This window comes from Bacillus sp. ISL-47 (assembly GCF_018613175.1).
Taxonomy (GTDB): Bacteria; Bacillota; Bacilli; order Bacillales; family Cytobacillaceae; genus Cytobacillus.
The window spans coordinates 48,741-67,582 of sequence record NZ_JAGGQS010000043.1 but is presented as its reverse complement, the minus strand read 5'-3'; the positions used below and the strand labels follow the sequence as shown (position 1 = coordinate 67,582).

Below are 18,842 nucleotides of genomic sequence, written 5' to 3'. Positions count from 1 at the left end.
AACCATAAATAAGTAACCTGTCGAATAGAGTTCCACGGAATGGTCGATATTATCTGAAAATTATGTTACAATAAATTTAGTATTGCTAAGAATGTACTTGTGGATTTCATTTGCAAGCATAGCCTGAAGTAATAAGACAATCTGAAAGATTATAAAACAAGGTTATTGCTATTCTTTCGACAGCTAGAAAATATGCAGTTACTTCTCCTAATATAATTTTTTACTGTAAAAGGAACAAATCCATAAAGCCTTTTACTTAAAAAGTTAATTTATCACTGTATTTAATACCTCATCATGGAGGAGACAAGTTGTCTTCCTTTTAATTTGTTCCTTGCTTATAGATAACTGTCCTTGTTTTCCTTACATATATCACGCGTTTTTCCATTCTAACTGATGGATTCCTGTCCTTTCTATATTGGAAGTCAATCACATAATACATATTTCACCTGAAAGATAGTTTTATTGGTTTTTTTGTGTTTAAAACCAATATGGAAAGGGTAAGTATTCTCTATGTTTTTTCTCACATTTCGTAAATCTAGCAAAAGATTGCTTATGAAATAGCAAATGCCAATGCAGGAAATTCACCATTCTAAACAATATTTTTTTAGCTCTGTAATGCTGGGATCAGTAAGACGTATCGGCTTGATTCCAATATGCATCCCGAATTTTTTGTTCATATTCCCCCTCGAATTTATTTCGAGGATGTTGTTGGTTTTCGTGGTTTTACATCAGTTCTATACGTTTTTACTTTCTGGCGTTAAAGAAAAAATTTAGTGCTGGAGGTTATTTAATTGAATAATGGAGTAAAAGGGGCGAGTAGAGAAAAATTAATCGATTACAAAATTTTTATCCCATCTGTATTAGTTATTCTTGGAATGAGTATTCCATTTTCTATGAACGAGGCTAAATCTCTGGGCCTGTTGAATGACATTTTTAATCGTGTTGTTGAAATGTTTTCGTGGGGATATTTATGGTATGGAGCTTTAATGGTTGCAGCTGGTTTGTTTTTCTCCTTTTCTAAGTACGGTCAGGTGGTTTTAGGGGATCCGACCGAAAAACCGAAATACACCATGTTTGAATATGCTTCGATTTTAATTGCAATGGGTCTGGGATCGACGATCATGCGGACTGGCATGGTTCAATGGACAGACGTTGCTTTGAACCCTCCTTTTGGTGCGGAAGCAAAATCGGCAGAAGCCTTATTGTGGGGGAATTCGTATAGTATGTTTTTGTGGAGCTTTCAGGTCTTTGCTATCTTTGTCATGGCAGCTCCTGCAATGGGGTATATCTTGCATGTGCGTAAAAAACCATTTATGCGAATCTCTGAAGCATGCCGCTGTATTTTTGGCGATAAATTTACAAATGGTGCAGGAGGAAAAATCCTCGATATTATCTTCCTGGTTAGTATCATATCCGGGGCAGCCGTTACCTTAGGATTGGGAACACCCATCATTACGTATAATTTATCAAAACTTGCAAATATCGAGGTTACATTTGGTTTGACCTTACTTGTGACGATTGTCTGGGTGATACTATTCTCCGCAAGTGCTTATTTAGGCATAGAAAAAGGAATTAAACGATTAAGTACCTTAAATATGTATTTAGCCGGTATTTTTGCTTTATTTATCATGATTGCTGGGCCGGGAATATTCATTCTTAACTATTTCACCGATAGTTTTAAATTTTTAATTTCTAATTACCTTGATATGTCTCTGAATACGAATTCACTAGGTCAGCAAGGAAGCTCGTCTCTTGAAAGCAATACCGTATTTTGGTTTGCATATTGTGCCACATGGGCGATGCTGCACAGTATATTTGCGGCAAAAATCTCCCGCGGCCGAACGATAAAAGAAATGATTTTAACTTATTTGTTAGCTCCTACACTTATTTCGTGGGTAGCTACAGGGATCCTCGGGGGTCTTGGCGTTCATAGATATATAACAGGGGAAGTTCCTGTTTTAAATATTGTCCAGGAACAAAATGCAATGACAGCTATTCCTGAAATACTTGCTTCTTTACCTTTTTCTACGATTGCCATGATCGTTTTTCTGGTTGTTACAACGATTTTCCTAACGACCACACTGGACTCAACTACGTATACGATTGCATCTTACACGGGCACAAAAAACATGAGTAAATTCGAGCCTTCAAAGGGTTTGCGCTTAATTGTCGCTGCACTTGTGACTGCCATTGCTCTTGTGCTTATGAGAATAGGTGGACTGGCACCTTTGGAAGTTCTCTCTGGCCTTATGGGAATACCAATCATTTTTATCCAATTCTTGACCATTTACGCTGCCAAGAAAATGATGGATGAAGACCGGGCATGGGAAACGAATGTAAGAAGAAAAGATGTTGTAGCAGAAGGTAAGGTACGTAAGGTTAGTAATTTCTAGAACTAAATGATGATGAGCTCATTTATTTGAGCTCATATTTTTTTACGATTATTAAAAAAGGTTTAGGATAATTTTAAAAATGGGTTAAAAAATTAACCTGTGAGAAGAACTATTCAACTCCTTGACAATAATGAATAATTTATTTATCCTTTTAAAAAACCAAATGAACGACTCAAATTCGTATAACTCCAATAATATGGTTTGGAGGTTTCTACCAGGAGCCAATAATTCCTGATTACGAAGAAGATACAAGCATTAATTTGTATTTTCTTCGTAATCAGGAATTTTTTTTTGAAAATATTGAGGAGGACCAACGATGAATTTTTCTAACATGCCAAAAATAGAACTTCACTGCCATTTGGATGGGAGTGTCAGACCTAAGACGATTATTGATATCGCGAAGAGAGAAGGCATCAGTCTGCCTACTTTTGATCAAGAAGAGATTAAAGAAGAACTAATTGCCCCGATGGATTGCGAATCTCTAGATGAATATTTAAAAAGATTCTCCATCCCTAATTTAGTGATGCAGTCAAAGGAGAATTTGAAAAGAATCTCCTTTGAGCTTTTTGAAGATGCAGCAAAGGAAAATGTGAAATATATGGAGGTTCGTTTTGCACCCTTACTTCATACACAGATGGGATTATCTGTTGAAGAAATCATTCAAAGTGTGATCGAGGGAATGAAAGAGACAGAAGAACAATTTGATATTAAAGGAAATATCATTTTGTCATGCATGAGAACGATGAGTGTGGAAAGTGCTTTTGAGGTCGTCGAAAAGGGTAAGATATTCCTTGGTGAAGGTGTTGTCGCGATCGATTTGTGTGCTTCCGAAGAAGAAGGGTTTTGCGGAAAATTCATTGAACCAATCGCATTGGCCAGGGAATATGGCTATAGAGTCACAATCCATGCTGGTGAAACGGGAATCGGAAAAAATGTACTTGAGGCCGTTGAATGGTTAGGGGCTGAAAGAATTGGACACGGTGTATTTATTAAAGACTGTGTTGAGGCATATAACATGGTAAAGGAAAAACAGGTAGTGCTTGAGATGTGCCCAACAAGTAACGTCCAAACGAAAGCAGTAAACCATTTTAGTGAGCATCCCATTTACGACTTTCATAGGGATGGAATAAAAGTAACCGTTAATACGGACAACAGAACGGTATCAGATACATCCATGGCGAAGGAATGTGATCTAGTCAGTAATGAATTTGCTATGAGTGATGAAGATTATAAGATAATTTACATGAATAGTGTTGAGGCCTCTTTTGCTGATGAGAAGACAAAGGAAAATCTGAGGAAGTACCTTCTAGACATTTAAAAAATATATTGACAAATAAAAAAGAAAAACCACTTGAGCAAGATAGGTGCCTGACCCACAGGCCTTGCATCACTTAAAAATTTCCATATTTTTAATGAAAACGCAACTAGTTTTTGTTTGACCGATGTCGCATTTCCAGATAAGATTGTCCATTAACCCTTCAAAGCAAAACCAAATAGATTCCAAAAGTAACATACAGGCACCTTTCTTCAATCCCCTCTTAAAAAATGTATAAAATGAAACAATGTTTATTACTTATTATTAAGGGGGTGCGCGATGCAGTTAAGTGAAAAGCTTTATGGTGCAGAACGGAATTTTTTTGTAGGTCGAAGGAAAGAAATCGAAATGTTTAAAAGACATGCTGCCGGTAATTCAGACTGGCAATGGCTACATATTTATGGACCAAGTGGAATCGGCAAATCAACGCTTCTCCAACAGTTCATGTCCGAATTTGAAGCTGCTCACATTTATATTATAGATGGCAGTAAAACTATTAGGGTAAAAGAAGATGTGTTAGTTCAATTGACTGTTCAGCTTCAGGGATCATGTGAACTGAATCTGTCTGAACTAAGTCAAGAGGAAATAGTAAAACGGCTGATAGTAAGGTCACAGCAAAAAAGCTGCAATATCGTTCTATTGCTTGATGCACTTGAGAAATGGCACTCTGTTGAGGAATGGCTTCCAAATTGGCTAGGGCAGTTTGAAGATACTGTCAGAATTATTACAGCGGGGAGGTTCCCTCTTACAGGAGGCTGGTTACGTTCTGGATGGGTAAGTTTAATCGATACTCTGGAACTCCCATCGTTAACTCAAATGGAAGTTAATCGGTATGCTCAAAAACGCGGATTAATCAGCAGCGATACTAACTCACTGTTATTTCAGTTTTCAAGAGGCATCCCCCTCGCCATGACTATTGCTGCGGAAATGATGCTGAAGGGAAATCAAAATAAGCCGCTTGCTAAAGCTGAACGAAACCAGCTTATTGCCGTATTAATGGAAGAGCTGCTTGATGGGCTGCCATCTCTTGTTCGAAGAATATTCGAAGCAGCATCGGTGTTTTGGAGGTTTAATGAGGAGAGACTTGCTTCTATTATCAATGAAGAAATCGATCAAGAATCCTTTAGAAAACTTACAAGCATGCCCTTTGTTAATTTGAAAGAAGATGGCTGGATGCTTCATGACGCAGTAAGATCTTGGTCTCTAGAAGATATGATGCTCAGGAAACCTCAAACCTATGAACAAATGCGGCGGAATGCGTTAAAGCAGATACGGAAGGAAGAACTGTCTAATCCACTTTATAGACAAAAGCTCAATTTGGATAAATTGAGCTTGCACGAAAATCCTTTCGTCCGGAATTTGTGTTTCTCAGGTAATTTAGATGACTTTGAAGTACGCGATTGTCGTGAATGTGACCTTCATACGATAGTTTCCTTATTCAAGCGATATCATCAATATAAATTACCATCTTCTCCTCAAGATTTTCATATGGAACATTTAATTCGCCCGATTTGGGAGGTAGACCCCACCACATTTATTACCATTTGGAAGGAAAATGAAATAGTTGCTGCTTTCGGGAAGGTTCCATTGAATACTGAGATGTTACATGTATTGGCAAGTGAGCGATTACTACATCCATTTATCAAAAGTTGGAAGCAGACCTCGAATGCGTACTTACTTTCGTTTATTGGAATTGAGCCTGAACTAGAGGAAGAAATAAGATCTTGCGTCACGAATACGATAATCAATCATACTGCGAAATCAGAATGGATCCTGGACTTTACATGTATAAATGAATGGTTTCCTGTTTTAGAGTGGTGCGGTTTTGAGCGTGCTTCATGGGCTGACGCCACAACCGATTCCGGAACAGAATTCCGCGCGTTTATTCTCGATCTTACAAAGGAAGATTACTTCTCAAAACTAGACAGATTGCTATCAAAGCGTTCAATAGGAGAATCTGCTCCCGAGCATAATACGGCATATAACATACAATTACTTAAAGCCATTTTAAAAGGATACTCAAATCTTCTAAGAAATCATGAATTAGCTGAAACATATACTTGTTTATTTCCCCATCGGATTGTAATGGATCATTCTATCATAGAATTAGGGAATCTTGTGCAAAAAGATTTGATCGCTGCGATTAACTTCCTTTCAGATAATGAAGAACTGGATGGATTATCTGGGAAATTGCTGAAGTGTACTTATATTCAAGGAGTCCGTCCACAACAACTTGTTGCCGAGAGATTCAGTTTATCCATGGCTACCTACTATCGATATTTAAATAAAGCAATTGATGACCTTTATCAGGTATTAGATAAAGACCTAAACCAATAAAAAATGGAAACATACGCCATTTTCAATATCATGGCTGATTTTAATAATTACCCTGCATTATGCGTCAAATAAAGACTATACCCTGATTTGAATCCAAGAAGTTAGACTCGAATATCAAGCCTCTTTATAGGTAAGAGTTCGATATTGAAACGAACTCCTGCCTTTTACTTATTATGTTTGTGATTAAATAGCCAATATCATCCAAGATATAATAATTCACTTAAGAAAAAATTTTGTGCAAAATCTAACTCTTTATTCACCAAGGAATTGCTTTTTACCAGGTTGATTATGAGAAGGTTTAATGAAGAAACCAATATCTTTTTCAAAGAATGTCTTGTTCCATGAATAAGACATTCTTTTTTTATTTAATAGCTCTGTTCCTGGGGGAAAAAAGCAAGGCAAGATCCCACAGGGGGTAACGCAAGGAGGCTTGCCCCTTCAATTCCCTCCATTTTGTTGAGAGTAGAGTGATATTGTTTTTGAGAGTCATTGGAAAGTACATTTAAGGGGATCTAGACTATTTACTGGAGGTGTTTTTTTTGACTGTTTCTTCATTTCTAAGATTTTCTGGTTTGTGTTTAATCTTTACGGGAATTCTTTTCGTTTTATTTGCAATTATGTATAGCATATCATCCCTTCGGACACTTGCTTCATACGTTAATTTGATTGGTATGCTTTTTCTCTTATTAGGAATTGCAGGGATGTATGTTCGCCAGATGCAGGACATGGGGAAATTTGGGTTCATTGCATTCCTTATCTATTTTTGGGGGGCGGGAATGTGGACTGGATTTGGTTGGTCAGAAGCTTTTGTTATACCTGTTTTAAAAGAGAATGCACCACACTTATTTAGTGGTTCTATTCCCAATCAGATAAATATTGGTCTTATGATTTCTTTATTTAGTTTTTTTATTGGGATGTTAGTATTCAATCTTCTGACAGCGGTGAAAGCGATACTTCCTCGTTGGGCCGCCCTTATTCTTGTCATTGTGCCAATTATAGATTTTATTCCTATTGGTAATTATTTGGCTCAGCCACTAGCAGGAATTGCATTTATTTGGCTAGGAAGTTCATTATGGAATGGGAAATATGAAGAAGGATTGAAGTGAGCTAATTGATAAACAAGATTTATGCACAAAAAGTTTCCAGGTAACATCCTAATTGGATGTTGCCAGTTGCCCTATTAAAAATAATTTTTCTGAAATGTGGAGGGAAGGACATGGGGAAAGTGTATTTAAAAATTGCCGCAGTGTATTTTACACTAGGAGTTTTAATGGGAATTACGATGGGAATTATACAAGATTACAGATTTGCATCTATCCATGCCCATACCAATTTATTAGGCTGGGTATCTATGGCTTTGTTCGGTATAATCTATCATTTATATCCTGCCGCTGCAAAATCCAAGTTAGCCAAAACCCAGTTTTGGCTGCATAATATAGGACTTCCTTTAATGACGGGGGCCATTGTATTTGAGGTAGTAACAGGGAGTCTGGCAAGTCTTCCTGTTGCAATTGCCGGCTCAGTAGCAGTTGTATTGGGTGTTATTTTGTTCATGATTAATATTTTTAAATATGTAGGTAAAGAATCTTAGAATTAGTCTGCTTAAATAAAGGTGCCTGATCCCAGCTATTAATACGTTAATAACTGAGGGGCCAGGCCCCTTGTTTTCTAATTATATTTCTGATGCAAACAACTTAAGCTCTTCAGAAACATTAGGCAAAATAATCGTTCTCTCATAATTCATGCCAATTTTTTCAAGAAGCCTGGAAGAGGCATGATTGTCTAAGGATGTTATGGCTAGGATACGCTTCAGATCCAGTTGCTCATGCCCATATTTCAGCGTAGCAGTGGCTGACTCAAAACCATACCCTTGTGCTTGATATCTTGATAAAAAAGCAAAGCCAATATCGACATCTTCTAAAGACTCTCTTTTTAATAATCCACACATTCCAAGAGGAGTGCTGCCTTCCTTTCTTTCAACAAGAAAAAGCCCAAAGCCCAGCTGTGAATACATTTTCATGGGACCGCTTAAAATATAGTTCTTAGCATCTTCCAGCGTCCGTACCCCTTTATCTCCAATATAACGAATCCAAGCAGGTTCATTTAGAAGTTCGAGTATAAATTCTGCATCATCTGTTATTAACCAGCGAAGAATCAATCGATTTGTTTCAAGTACTTTCAATTATATAGGCACCTCATTCATTTATAGAGTAGAACTTACTCAAGCATAATATATAGATTTTACAACTTAAAAAGCATGTTATAACAAACAGTATAACTTAGGTTATTATAACAGCAATTGGAATCGCTTTTTCATGATTGGTAATTCTCCCACCTATTCACTAATGAGATCCCCTTGTAAACCTGTTAGCCTTATATATGGCCTGTTTTTATCCTAAAAAAAGACAAACAGGAGGTTTACAAATGAAAAATGTATTTACATTTGTTGTTGCAATTTCACTCATAATGGGTTCATATAATGTATTTCCTGCTGATCATTTTGATGCTGAGTCAGTCGATCAAAAGGCTGCAGAAACTTTGACATATAAAAAAGTTGAGGTCAACACGAAAGAGGCTACATCAACCGATCATCGTTTTATTAAACCGGAAGAGAAAAAGCTGCTTGCTCGTCTTGTACAGGCTGAAGCAGAAGGTGAACCGTTCGAAGGGAAGGTTGCCGTGGCTGATGTGGTATTGAATCGTGTTGAGCATGAACAATTTCCAGATACAGTTAAGGATGTTATTTACCAAAGAAATGCTTTTGAACCTGTTCAAAATGGCTCCATAAATGAACCTGCAAGTAATGAAGCAGTTCAGGCCGTTGAGATAGCTCTTGTTGAAAAGGAGAAAAACGAAGAGCTTCTTTACTTTTATAACCCTGAAACCGCTACAAGTCAGTGGATCTTTTCCCGTGAAGTTGTGAAAAAAATCGGTAATCACGCATTTGCTATTTAAAAAGCGCGTACAGCATAAAGCTGTGTGCTTTTTTTTTGGCAAAAAGGCAGGTTTAGAAGGAAATTAAAGAGAGATTAGCGAAATTTGTTTAAGGTAAATACTTCCAAAAGGGAGATGTAAAAAATGAAGATCATAGTAACAACATTACCAGAGACTGAAGTAGGGTATATTAGGCGTACAGGGAGTTATTTTGAGCCGCAGGAACATTGGGGAAACCTGATTAGCTGGGCAAGTTCCAATGGGCTATTTCCTCCGGAGCAATCTTTTATCGGCATTTCATTGGATAATCCTGAGTTATTGGAAAGGAGGGATTGCCGTCACGATGCCTGTGTTACCATTCCTGACGGTTTTGATAAAGAGAAACATAAGGAAATAAAGTTCAAAAAGCTGTCTGGCGGAGATTACGCTCTGTATCCATTCTATGATACCCCTGATAATTTGAATAGTGCCTATCAGTACATGTTTGGAGAATGGCTGCCAAAAAGCGAGTATGACCCGGATTACGATCGATATAACCTTGAATACAATATGAATAATCCTGCTGAGGATACGGAAGGGAAATGTAAAGTTGATTTATATGTACCAGTAAGGAAAAAAACATCCTAATGAATTTACAGGAATAGTCCCATGGAAAATAACAGTTAAGAACAAATAATAAAAAAATGCTTAAGAAAAGATGGACCATCGAACACAGTGCCCGTTATGTGACTAAGGGGGAAAGGTGCTTTTTATTGCCTTTCTCCCTGCCTCATTTTCTCCCTCCGTTTTTAAAATCATTACATCAATTCCGCAACTAGTTTATAATAAAAATGATGTCCACATGTATAATAGTGGTTTTAACAGACCAGAAGAAGTATTAAGAAGGTGAAAAAAATCAACATCATTGAAACAAGGGTGAGAAGTTTTATAGAAGATATTCAACACCCGAAGCAAAGAAAGAAATTAAATATAAACGATTTAGAATTTCAGCTGCGGAAGCTGTTAGATGATTATGACGAAATGGATGGTTATTCGCTGTTTTATGAAGCCATCGAATCATTGCAAAATGAAGGGCAGCTGACTCCTATACATAATAGTCAATTCAATGGCAAAATACCGTCTATGCCTTTATATTACTGGGTTAACGTGAAGGTTCAGGCGGACAAATGGGACCGGCTTGAGATGATGAAGTTAAGTGACCGGTTTGATTTTTCGTTTTATGAACGGCATCCGGAATGGCAGACGAAAGAGGAATGGCGCCGGATCCTGAATTTATATGCTTTTCTCCAATCCAGCCAGGAGCGGGAAATCGTTTCACTCGAGGAAAGAAGCCTGGAGCTGTTTGGCCATGAAAATTTTTTGCTGGATGGGATTAGCTTTCCCGATGGAAAAGGCTTTCTAGCTCGAATCGGCGTATCGGAAGAGCAGCTTAAAGTGGTGAAATACGGGGAGCCTTTTGTATTTTGGATGAAGCAGGGGAAAGAAATTAAAGATGTTCAGAGAGTACTAATTCTGGAAAACCTATCTTTCTTTCATACTGCCATTCAATTATTGGAAGCGGATCAGCTTGATTACGATCCTGAACTGATCATATATGGGGAAGGCACTAAAATTGAACGGAGCTTTTCGTTTTTCTTTCAAATGTTCCCGACCAAATCATACTTATTCTATTATGCAGGAGATCTCGATGCGGCAGGATACGGGATCATAACCCGGCTGATCGAAAAATATCCAGATTGCTGCATTCAGCCTGCATTAAAAATATATCGTAAAATGCTCGATTGTATGGACCAAAGGAATGAACAGAAATCAAGTCAGATACAAAATCTGAAATATCGCGATGCGTTCATAGAGTGGTTTACAGAAGATGAGCAGGAAGTATTAAGGCAATTATGGCAGGAAAATAAACGAATTCCTCAGGAAGTCTTAACTATTGAAACATGGAGGAGATGGATTTGAACGAATCATGGGAAGGGTTCGCCCAGCGGATGCAGCGATTAAACCCGCTGTTTGAGCTTGGGAGAGGAATGGAAGTTGGAGAGCTGAAGCCTCATATCCAAACAATACTGATGCAGGTGCTCCTCACCATTTTTTATCGGGAGTTGAATGATGATGATCATCGGAGGAAATCGGATATCAAGTATATGGTCGAGGACTCGATAAAGCAAATGAAGCTTTTAGCCGATGATAAGCAGATTGAACGGATTACGAGCGGGCTCCTATATCAGGGAAAAGAAGAGTACAGTAGACCGTTTGAGGCCCTTTATTACGATGAAATCAGGCAGTCATGGGAGACTCAGGTTTTCCGCTACGTGACAATGGATGAATTATATACAAACCTGGAGATGGGCGGATCCATCGTTTACAAGCTCACCGATATCTCACAGGAAATGATTTTTATGAGCAGGGAAATGGCAGAGGAATTTTCAATAACGATTGAACAGCTTTACAGTATGCAGCTGATTAAAAACGGCAATTTTCGCAAAGCCACGCGAAACCTCGATCACCTCATTTCACGGGTAAACCGCTTAATGGCAAAAGAATTCTCCTTTCAAAAAGAAATGATCAACAACCCCAAAATCTTATTGATGGAAGAAGAAATGCAAAGGGCTGATAACCGTTCGGAAATTGAAAAGCAATTCGAAGAAGAGAAAATTCACTTCCGCACCATCAGCAGCATGATTGAGAAAACGAAACGAAGAAATGAAGAAGATGATCTTATTCAAAAGGAATTAATCCTTCTCCAGGAGAAGATTGGCCATACAAGGCAGCTGCATGACCGTTTTGCGAAGCTTGTTATTCAAAATATCTCCTATGAAATGAAATTAAAAGCGGAAAACCCATCGCTGTTTTGGGAAACCAGCCTGGTTTCATTTCGGGAACATATTTATGAAAACTGGTTCGTGAAGGAAGGCGTTTTTTCTTTCGATACGGTGGAAAAGTTGTTATCACCTTTATTTTCGCCAAAGAATGAATTTATTTTGCCCTTGGACTGGGTTTGGGGCGAACAGGAATTTGATGAAAAACAGCTGACAGAGGCAATCGAAGAAGAAGAGGAAGATGTGGGCATTACCCATCAGCGGGTAACGAACTGGGATTCTGTCATCAAGGCCTGGAGCTATGTGTTTCAATATATACAGACATATGGAGAGTTTTCATTGGCCGATTTATCAGCACTGCCGCTCGAAGTTCAGGATCTATGGTTTGAAGAATCGGAAACGATTGATTTATGGATGATGTTTGATAAAAAGCCGCTGAAGGTCCAGGTGCTGCATCGGAAGGAAGAGGCGTTAAGCGATGAACGGGAAATTCTTCTTTATAAGCTTATGCAGGAGTATCCGCAATTTCAGGTGTTTGAAGGACTGAAGATCTATACCGAGTTTGATCATCGGGCGGAACCTTTCCTCTGGTATCAAATGAAAATCACCCCGTTTAAAATTTGTGTACAGGAGGAGAAATGATGAGTGGAGAAAGTATCAAAAAAGCCTCAGCTGTTTATTTTACCCTTTTAAAAGACAAAGTCATCGACGAAAACAGCGAGCACTTTCAGGTGTATTTTGATCCCGATGTGAGGCAGACGGTTCTTTTATTGGCAGATGAATCCGGTACCTATATCATTGAGTCGCCAAAACGGATTCAGCTCGTTGTGCAGCCGACCGGCTCTGTTTTTGCTACGAATTTTACTCATATGAAGGACAAGCATAAGCAGGTTGAGACAAAGAAACATTTTCACTTGATGAGCGTTGTCATTATGGCCTTTTTGGCAAGCATCGACCGCAACCAGGCGGCTAAAATCCGCACGAAGCGGGAAGGAATCAGCTTCTACTCATTGGAGCGGCAAGTCAATGATGTGATCATGAACTGGGATCACATACTTAAGGCAAATCCCGCTTATGGGGAAGATGAAAAAATTGATATGAAGGATGTCGTGACAACGTGGAAGTACATGGAGGTCGACACCGATGATTATGGAGCCAGAAAAGCAAACCGCCGGACGCGTATCGGTTTGATTGCAAGCAGCATGCGTTTATTGGAAACAGAGGGTCTGATTGTGATTCTTGACCGGGAGGATATTCCGAAGGCGATCCCGAAACAGGAGTTATTTGAGCGGATTGAATACCTGTATCACGATTATGACCGCTATGAAATGTTCAAGGAATTAATGAAGACAGAGGAGGATCAGCATGCCGAAAATCCATCGAATTAGAATTGCCGGCCTGAAATATGATGGCATGCAAAAACAGTATAAGGACACCACATTTAACTTCCATAATGAGGAAACCTCTACAAACGGCCTCATTTCTATGATGAATGGAGGAGGAAAAGGGGTATTCCTGCAAACCATCTTCCAGATCCTCAAGCCTGGAACGGCATGGGGAAAACAGAACAATCGCTATTATCAGCAATTCTTTTTTAATAATAAAGAACAGTTCATTCCTTATACCTTTCATGTGCTCATTCAATGGGAGCTCGACGATGCTGACCGCAGGCACTTAGTGACAGGCGGGATGTTTTCGGCTGAACAGCGGATTTCCATGAACGAGGAAAGCGGAGAAAGCAAAACGCTTGAACAGGAAGCGAAGATTGTCCCGAATATTACATTTTATACAAGGGAGTTTGAACGGAAAGAAGAAGCATCACTTGATCATATTCCACTTTATGAAGATGATGAACTGGCTGAAACGGAAGTCCTGAAGGATTATTTAAAATGGAATGGATATGATGTTTACCGGGATACAAAAAAGCACTACCGCATCCTTGATACATACGGCATTAACCGCAAAGACTGGGATATTATGAAAGATATTAACAAAGATGAAGGCGGCGTTGGAAAATTCTTTGAAGGCGCTGAGGATGATCATTCCTTGTTCCAGAAGCGAATTATTCCTACTGTCAGTCAGGTCCTGCACCGGACAGAGCATCAAAAGAACGATCTGGTGGAGATTTTTAAAAGTCAGGCAAGCATCGCGAAGGACCTGCCTGTTCTGTTAAAAAGAGAGCAGGCCCACAAGGAGTTCCTGGAAGATATTCTTCCTTTTGAAGAAAGCCTGGCAAAGGGTGTCAAGCATAAAGAGATCGTTGAGGACAGCATCAAGGTGGGAAGGCAGCTGCTTGGCGCTTTGGAACATTTGAAGAAAACGGAAGAAGAAACACTAATTGAGCTGGAAAAGGAAATCGAAAAATTAACCGGTAAGCAGGTGGATTTGCGCTTTCAGAAAGACAACCTCGACTATGCAAAAGCCCATCGGGAAGTGATGGATTGGGAGAAGAAATTAGCAGAAGAACAGAAGAAGCATAATATCCTGCAGGAAGCTGTAAAGGAAAAGCAGGAGCGAAAAGACAAGCTGGCTTTCCAGCTGTTATTAAAAGAATGGCATGAAGGGGAACAGAGCATTCGCGCGCTTTCCCAGCAGATTGCGAAATTGGAGCAAAACAGCGGCTTAGAGCAAGTGAATCAAAGAATGGAAGAAGTCAAACAAGAAGCGAAGCTGCAATGGGAGAAGTCTTCTGCAGCCATTGGGGAAGCGGTTAAACAGTATGCAGGGTATCAAAAATTCCTGAAGAAAAAAGCGAACGATCTCTCGAAACAGGATAAACAAAAAACAAAAGAAATCGCCCAGCTCCATACGGAAATTGATTTTCTGTATACGCAAATTCATGAATTTGAGGCGAAAGAAGAAAAGCTCATCAAAGAATTCGGCGATCGCTTAACCTATGATCTGCAGGGCTTTATCGAGAATTTGTCAAAGCAGATTGAAGTCAAAAAAGCTAGTTTGGAAGATTTGCAAGCAAAGGATAAACAATCGAATGAAAAGCAGAATCAGCTTGCATCTGCACATGGTACGCTCGCTCAATCCATTCAGTTTTCTGAAGAAAAATGTGAAGAGTTAATGTTCAAAAGTGAAGAGCAGCATCGCAAAGAAGCGAAGCTGGCCGATAAGCTGCATGGGTTATTGGATGAAGTCGCAGCTCCGTTCACGAACGCACTTTTATCAAAATATGCTTTACAAGTGGAGGAGCTCCTAGTTCAGAATCGGGAGCAGGGGGAAGAAATTAAAAAAGCGCTTTGGGAGACACAGCTGGATTATGCCTTGAATGATGAGCACTTCTGGATTGCGAACAATGACGTGAAGGAATTAAAAGAATGGATTGATGAGAAGACGGGCATTGACGTGTTTTACGGGTCCCAATTTCTTCAATCTTTAAAACCTGACGAAATGGCGAATCATTTGCTTACGCATCCGCTCCTTCCTTATGGTTTAGTGGTCAGCAGGCCGCAATGGGAGAAAATAAATCAGCAGGTTTTGTCAGGAAGAATGTTTAAAAGCCCGGTACCGATTTTTATGCGGGAGGAAATGGCGAGCGAAAATCAGCAGGATTCCTTTGTGATGATTACCGGCACGGAGAAGGATTTGCTGACCGATAAAAACCAATTCACTAACTGGAAAATTAAGATTGCGAAACAAATAGAAGAAAAGAAAGAAACACTTGCAGAGATCGAAAAAACGGAAACCTCATTACGGCGAATTTTAAAAGAAGTCGACCGCTTCCTTGCTAATGAGCTGGCCAGTGAGATTGATCGTACGCTGAATCAGGAACAGGAAGCGATGATTGCCAAGAAGACGGAATTGCAGGCAATTATCGTGCAGGAGCAAAAAGAAAAAGAACTGCAGCTGGGACTTAATGAGCAGCTGGAGAAGACAAAGGAAAAGATTGAAAAGCTCACAAAAGATGTGGAAACATTAGAGGGATTTAACCGTGAAAAGGCGCTGCTTCAGGAAAATAAGCGGGTAAAGCTAGAGAAAGAGAAACAAAAGGAAGCATTTGCTGCCGCCCAGAAAGAGATTGGCAGCGAGCACCAAACGATTGTTGACCTGCAGGAAAAGTGGAGTCAAACGTATCTGGAATGGAAGCTATCAACCGAGCAAAATATTAAGGAGATCAGCTTTTTTATTGAAAGTGCTGTCTTTCCTGCAGCAGAGAAAGCTGAAGCTTCTGAAGAGGTACCGCGTTTATCTTCGCACATGTTGGAAGAGATCAACGGAAGTATCGATGAACTAAAACAGCTCCAAAAATCGAAAGAAGAGCAAGCCAGTGAATTACTGGCCATTCAAGCGACAAGAGATTCCGAACAGAAGCAGCAAAAGAAGCTGGAGAAAAAACTTCAAGCTCTTAATGAAGAGTGGAAGGATGCTTCGGAACCGGATGAACCAATGAGCATTTTAGAAAACATGGTCCAGACGGCTGCAAAGGAAACAAAGGCAGTGGAGAAAGAGGAACGTGAACAGGGAACGGCCGTAACCGTTGCAGAAACGTCATTAAAGCATGCAACTGATCAGCGTAAAAAGTCTGCTAAAAAAGTGGACAAGCATGACAAACAGCCGGAAGAATGGGAAGACCTTGATTTGGAAGTAAAGACGGTTGAAATTAACGACCAGACAAAACAGGCGAAGGCAGAAATGAAGCAAACAGAAGAGCGCAAAAAAGAAACCGAACAAAACACTGCTGGTTTCGAAGGCGATCTGTTAACTTTGTCCGTTATTCTGAAAGAGGAACCGGCTGCCTTTACGGAAGAAGATGTCGAGAAAATTAAGAGCCAAGGAAGGCAAAGTATTATATTCTGGAGTGAAAAACATCAGGATATTCAGGAAGAAGGCCAGGAGAAGCACGCGAAAATTGAACAATCCCTGCGCAATTTAAAGCTTTCAATTGAAGGAAAGGATTGGGAGGTCCGTTTTAAGAATGAAGTTTTAACCACCCTTGATCATATGGATACAAGGCATTATGCTCATATTCAAAGTGTCGTTCAAAACATGAAGCGTTTTTCACAGAGCGGCTTAGAGCAGTTGGAACGTGACAAAGAACGGGCAGAAAAAGCGCAAAACTTCTGGGCAAGCCGTGCAAGCATGAAGGTGATGAGCATTGCAGAAGCGATTCGTTCCATGATTGCGAAAATGAAGCTGAAAAATGACCGGGGATCTTTCCCGCTTGTTCAGCTAAAAGAAGACATCCTGCCTAAAAAAGCGGAAGAGGTCGAACCGCTGCTGAAACAGCATTTTGTTTCAGCCATTAACAAGATTACGAAGCGATTCGAGATAATTGACGACAGTAATCTGGAGCTGGATCAGGAAATCAAGCAGCTCATCAGTGATGAGCAGATACTATTTGTCTCCCTCAGAAATCGATACCCAGAGCTTTTGGTTTATAACATGCGTACAGACAATGCCTTTATGTATGGTAAGCCACAGCGCGAACATTATTCAACCTGGCAGACGATCAACCAGGGTTCGAAAACAAAATCCGATGGCAGCGGCGGCCAAAAGCTATCTGCCCGAATGGTCATGATGATGATGCTTCTATCTGTTAAGAGTGAAACCGACCAAAGCTGGGTTCCGTTAGTCTGTGATAATCCGTTTGGCCAGGCGGCATCGGCCCATGTGCTTGACCCAATCTTCGCTGTAGCCGATAAACTGAAATTCCAATTCATCGTCGTCACGCCCCCTGAACTGGTGAAAACAGAAATCAGCCAGAGGTTTGATGCGTATTATAAATTGGACTTTATTCGGGAAAAAGGGAAAGAGATCGTATCGGATACGATTGTTCCGGCGTTTCGTATTTATCAGGGGGAGGAGGCTCTTTAATAGGAGTGTTTGAAAAATATAAAACTACACAACTGATGAAACTTCGAATTGCGGAATCAATAGAAAAGGCGATAGCAAATCAGCTATTGCCTTTTTCATAACTTTTTTACTCATTTAAAGCAGTCTTAAGCGTTTCTAAATTCTTACGCATGATACTGAAGTAATCATCATTTTCCTTTATGTTCTCCTCAGTAATAGCCTCTAAGTTGTGAAGAGAGAGTGATTTTGCCCCGATTTCTTTTTGGATTATTTTTGCCACCTTTGGGGATACATTTTGTTCAAAAATCACATAGTTAAGGTTATGCTCAGATGATTCGTTGATAATTGCTTGCAGTTCCTTCTGAGAGAGCTCCTGTGTTGGCGATAAACCAGCAATGGCAATCTGTTCGATGCCGTAACGCTCTTCCCAATAACCGTAGGCCGCATGGGCGACTAATATATATTTCGTTTTGGAGCTGTCAATCGTCGTTTCAATTTCCTTATCCAGTTTTTCTAAATCGCTTTTCAGCTGATTAAAATTGGCTTCAAACTCAGATTTGTGCTCTGGCATCAGATCAATTAACGAATTTTTGATCGTATTCGCAAGATCAATAGATAGAATTGGATCTAGCCAAACGTGGGGATCCTTATCACTATGAATATGTTCGTCATGTTCATGTGATTCAGCTTCTTCACCTTCATGACCCTCTGAATGGCCATGTTCATCTTCATGATCTTCGCTTTCTGAATGCCCATGTTCACCCTCATGACCTTCGTTTTCTGAATGATTTTCTTCGTCTTCATGATTGTGCTCATCATGGGCGGATTCAATAAGTTCAATTCCTTCTCCGGCTTTTAGTATTTTTACACTTTCCTTCTCCAATGCTTTAGAGGCTTTCTCTGCAAACCCCTCAATGCCGACTCCTGTATAGATAAATAAATCTGATTTTGCCAGGCTAATCATGTCATTTGTGGAAGGCTCGTAAGAATGGGCATCGACATTTGGCGAGTAAATACTTTGCACTTCAACAAACTCACCGCCTATTTTTTGGGTGAAATCCTCCAGAGGATAAATGGTCGTATAGACTTTTAAAGCTTCTTTATTTTCTTTGTCTGCCCCTTCGCTGGCTGTTTCTGAACTTCCACAGCCGGCTAGAATAAGGCTGCAGGTCAGAATTGAAGTGGCTGCTAACTGCTTGATTCTCATTTTTTAACTCCAATCTATTTTATTATAGTAAATCG

13 protein-coding genes and 1 riboswitch are annotated in these 18,842 nt (G+C 39.6%); of the genes, 11 read left to right on the top strand and 2 right to left on the bottom strand.

Annotation, left to right across the window (positions count from 1 at the left end; all coding sequences use genetic code 11):
• The first annotated feature begins 791 nt into the window (after positions 1 to 791).
• From J7I93_RS14685 to J7I93_RS14665, 5 genes are all read left to right on the top strand, one after another.
• The gene (locus J7I93_RS14685; protein ID WP_214988473.1) at positions 792 to 2,393 is read left to right on the top strand and encodes a BCCT family transporter; all 1,602 of its coding nucleotides are present in this window, start codon (positions 792 to 794) and stop codon (positions 2,391 to 2,393) included.
• A 158-nt stretch (positions 2,394 to 2,551) separates the two neighbouring features.
• Positions 2,552 to 2,651, top strand: a riboswitch (purine riboswitch).
• Positions 2,652 to 2,709: 58 nt separating this feature from the next.
• Positions 2,710 to 3,711: an adenosine deaminase gene (gene add, locus J7I93_RS14680; protein ID WP_214726612.1), complete on the top strand. Its 1,002-nt coding sequence runs from the start codon at positions 2,710 to 2,712 to the stop codon at positions 3,709 to 3,711.
• Positions 3,712 to 3,987: 276 nt separating this feature from the next.
• Complete coding sequence (locus tag J7I93_RS14675) at positions 3,988 to 6,045, top strand: ATP-binding protein (protein WP_214726611.1); 2,058 nt, start codon at positions 3,988 to 3,990, stop codon at positions 6,043 to 6,045.
• Positions 6,046 to 6,584: 539 nt separating this feature from the next.
• Positions 6,585 to 7,151 carry a hypothetical protein gene (locus tag J7I93_RS14670; protein WP_214726610.1) on the top strand — a complete coding sequence of 189 codons (567 nt, stop codon included), beginning with the start codon at positions 6,585 to 6,587 and terminating at the stop codon, positions 7,149 to 7,151.
• Positions 7,152 to 7,261: 110 nt separating this feature from the next.
• A complete protein-coding gene (locus J7I93_RS14665) occupies positions 7,262 to 7,636 on the top strand; it encodes a cbb3-type cytochrome c oxidase subunit I (RefSeq protein WP_214726609.1) in 375 nt (124 codons plus the stop codon).
• Positions 7,637 to 7,717: 81 nt separating this feature from the next.
• Here the strand turns inward: J7I93_RS14665 and J7I93_RS14660 are convergent, their stop codons facing one another.
• Entirely contained in the window at positions 7,718 to 8,227 is a 510-nt protein-coding gene (locus J7I93_RS14660) for a GNAT family N-acetyltransferase (protein WP_214726608.1), read from the bottom strand.
• 242 nt (positions 8,228 to 8,469) lie between these two features.
• Here J7I93_RS14660 and J7I93_RS14655 point away from each other — a divergent pair, with 242 nt between their 5' ends.
• The 6 genes from J7I93_RS14655 to J7I93_RS14630 all read left to right on the top strand — a co-directional run bounded on the left by J7I93_RS14655 (position 8,470) and on the right by J7I93_RS14630 (position 17,621).
• Entirely contained in the window at positions 8,470 to 9,000 is a 531-nt protein-coding gene (locus tag J7I93_RS14655; RefSeq protein ID WP_214726607.1) for a cell wall hydrolase, read from the top strand.
• Positions 9,001 to 9,123: 123 nt separating this feature from the next.
• Positions 9,124 to 9,606 carry an AraC family transcriptional regulator gene (locus J7I93_RS14650; RefSeq protein ID WP_214726606.1) on the top strand — a complete coding sequence of 161 codons (483 nt, stop codon included), beginning with the start codon at positions 9,124 to 9,126 and terminating at the stop codon, positions 9,604 to 9,606.
• A gap of 258 nt (positions 9,607 to 9,864) precedes the next feature.
• Positions 9,865 to 10,938, top strand: coding sequence for a Wadjet anti-phage system protein JetD domain-containing protein (locus J7I93_RS25550; RefSeq protein ID WP_214726605.1), 1,074 nt, complete (start codon positions 9,865 to 9,867; stop codon positions 10,936 to 10,938).
• On the top strand, positions 10,929 to 12,440 hold the full coding sequence (locus J7I93_RS14640; RefSeq protein ID WP_251025848.1) for a hypothetical protein: 1,512 nt from the start codon (positions 10,929 to 10,931) through the stop codon (positions 12,438 to 12,440). The genes J7I93_RS25550 and J7I93_RS14640 overlap by 10 nt, the downstream gene beginning before the upstream one ends.
• Positions 12,437 to 13,186, top strand: a complete 750-nt coding sequence (locus tag J7I93_RS14635) for a DUF6063 family protein (protein WP_251025847.1) — start codon at positions 12,437 to 12,439, stop codon at positions 13,184 to 13,186. Before J7I93_RS14640 ends, J7I93_RS14635 begins: the two co-directional genes overlap by 4 nt.
• Positions 13,164 to 17,621, top strand: coding sequence for a coiled-coil domain-containing protein (locus J7I93_RS14630; RefSeq protein ID WP_214726603.1), 4,458 nt, complete (start codon positions 13,164 to 13,166; stop codon positions 17,619 to 17,621). Before J7I93_RS14635 ends, J7I93_RS14630 begins: the two co-directional genes overlap by 23 nt.
• Before the next feature lie 106 nt (positions 17,622 to 17,727).
• Here the strand turns inward: J7I93_RS14630 and J7I93_RS14625 are convergent, their stop codons facing one another.
• Complete coding sequence (locus J7I93_RS14625) at positions 17,728 to 18,807, bottom strand: metal ABC transporter solute-binding protein, Zn/Mn family (protein WP_214726602.1); 1,080 nt, start codon at positions 18,805 to 18,807, stop codon at positions 17,728 to 17,730.
• Positions 18,808 to 18,842: the final 35 nt, after the last annotated feature.

Coding starts and splice junctions, on each gene's coding strand:
- add (WP_214726612.1), top strand. CDS start 2,710: ATGAATTTTTCTAACATGCCAAAAATAGAACTTCACTGCCATTTGGAT.
- J7I93_RS14675 (WP_214726611.1), top strand. CDS start 3,988: ATGCAGTTAAGTGAAAAGCTTTATGGTGCAGAACGGAATTTTTTTGTA.
- J7I93_RS14665 (WP_214726609.1), top strand. CDS start 7,262: ATGGGGAAAGTGTATTTAAAAATTGCCGCAGTGTATTTTACACTAGGA.
- J7I93_RS14655 (WP_214726607.1), top strand. CDS start 8,470: ATGAAAAATGTATTTACATTTGTTGTTGCAATTTCACTCATAATGGGT.
- J7I93_RS14650 (WP_214726606.1), top strand. CDS start 9,124: ATGAAGATCATAGTAACAACATTACCAGAGACTGAAGTAGGGTATATT.
- J7I93_RS14640 (WP_251025848.1), top strand. CDS start 10,929: ATGGATTTGAACGAATCATGGGAAGGGTTCGCCCAGCGGATGCAGCGA.
- J7I93_RS14635 (WP_251025847.1), top strand. CDS start 12,437: ATGATGAGTGGAGAAAGTATCAAAAAAGCCTCAGCTGTTTATTTTACC.
- J7I93_RS14630 (WP_214726603.1), top strand. CDS start 13,164: ATGCCGAAAATCCATCGAATTAGAATTGCCGGCCTGAAATATGATGGC.
- J7I93_RS14625 (WP_214726602.1), bottom strand. CDS start 18,807: ATGAGAATCAAGCAGTTAGCAGCCACTTCAATTCTGACCTGCAGCCTT.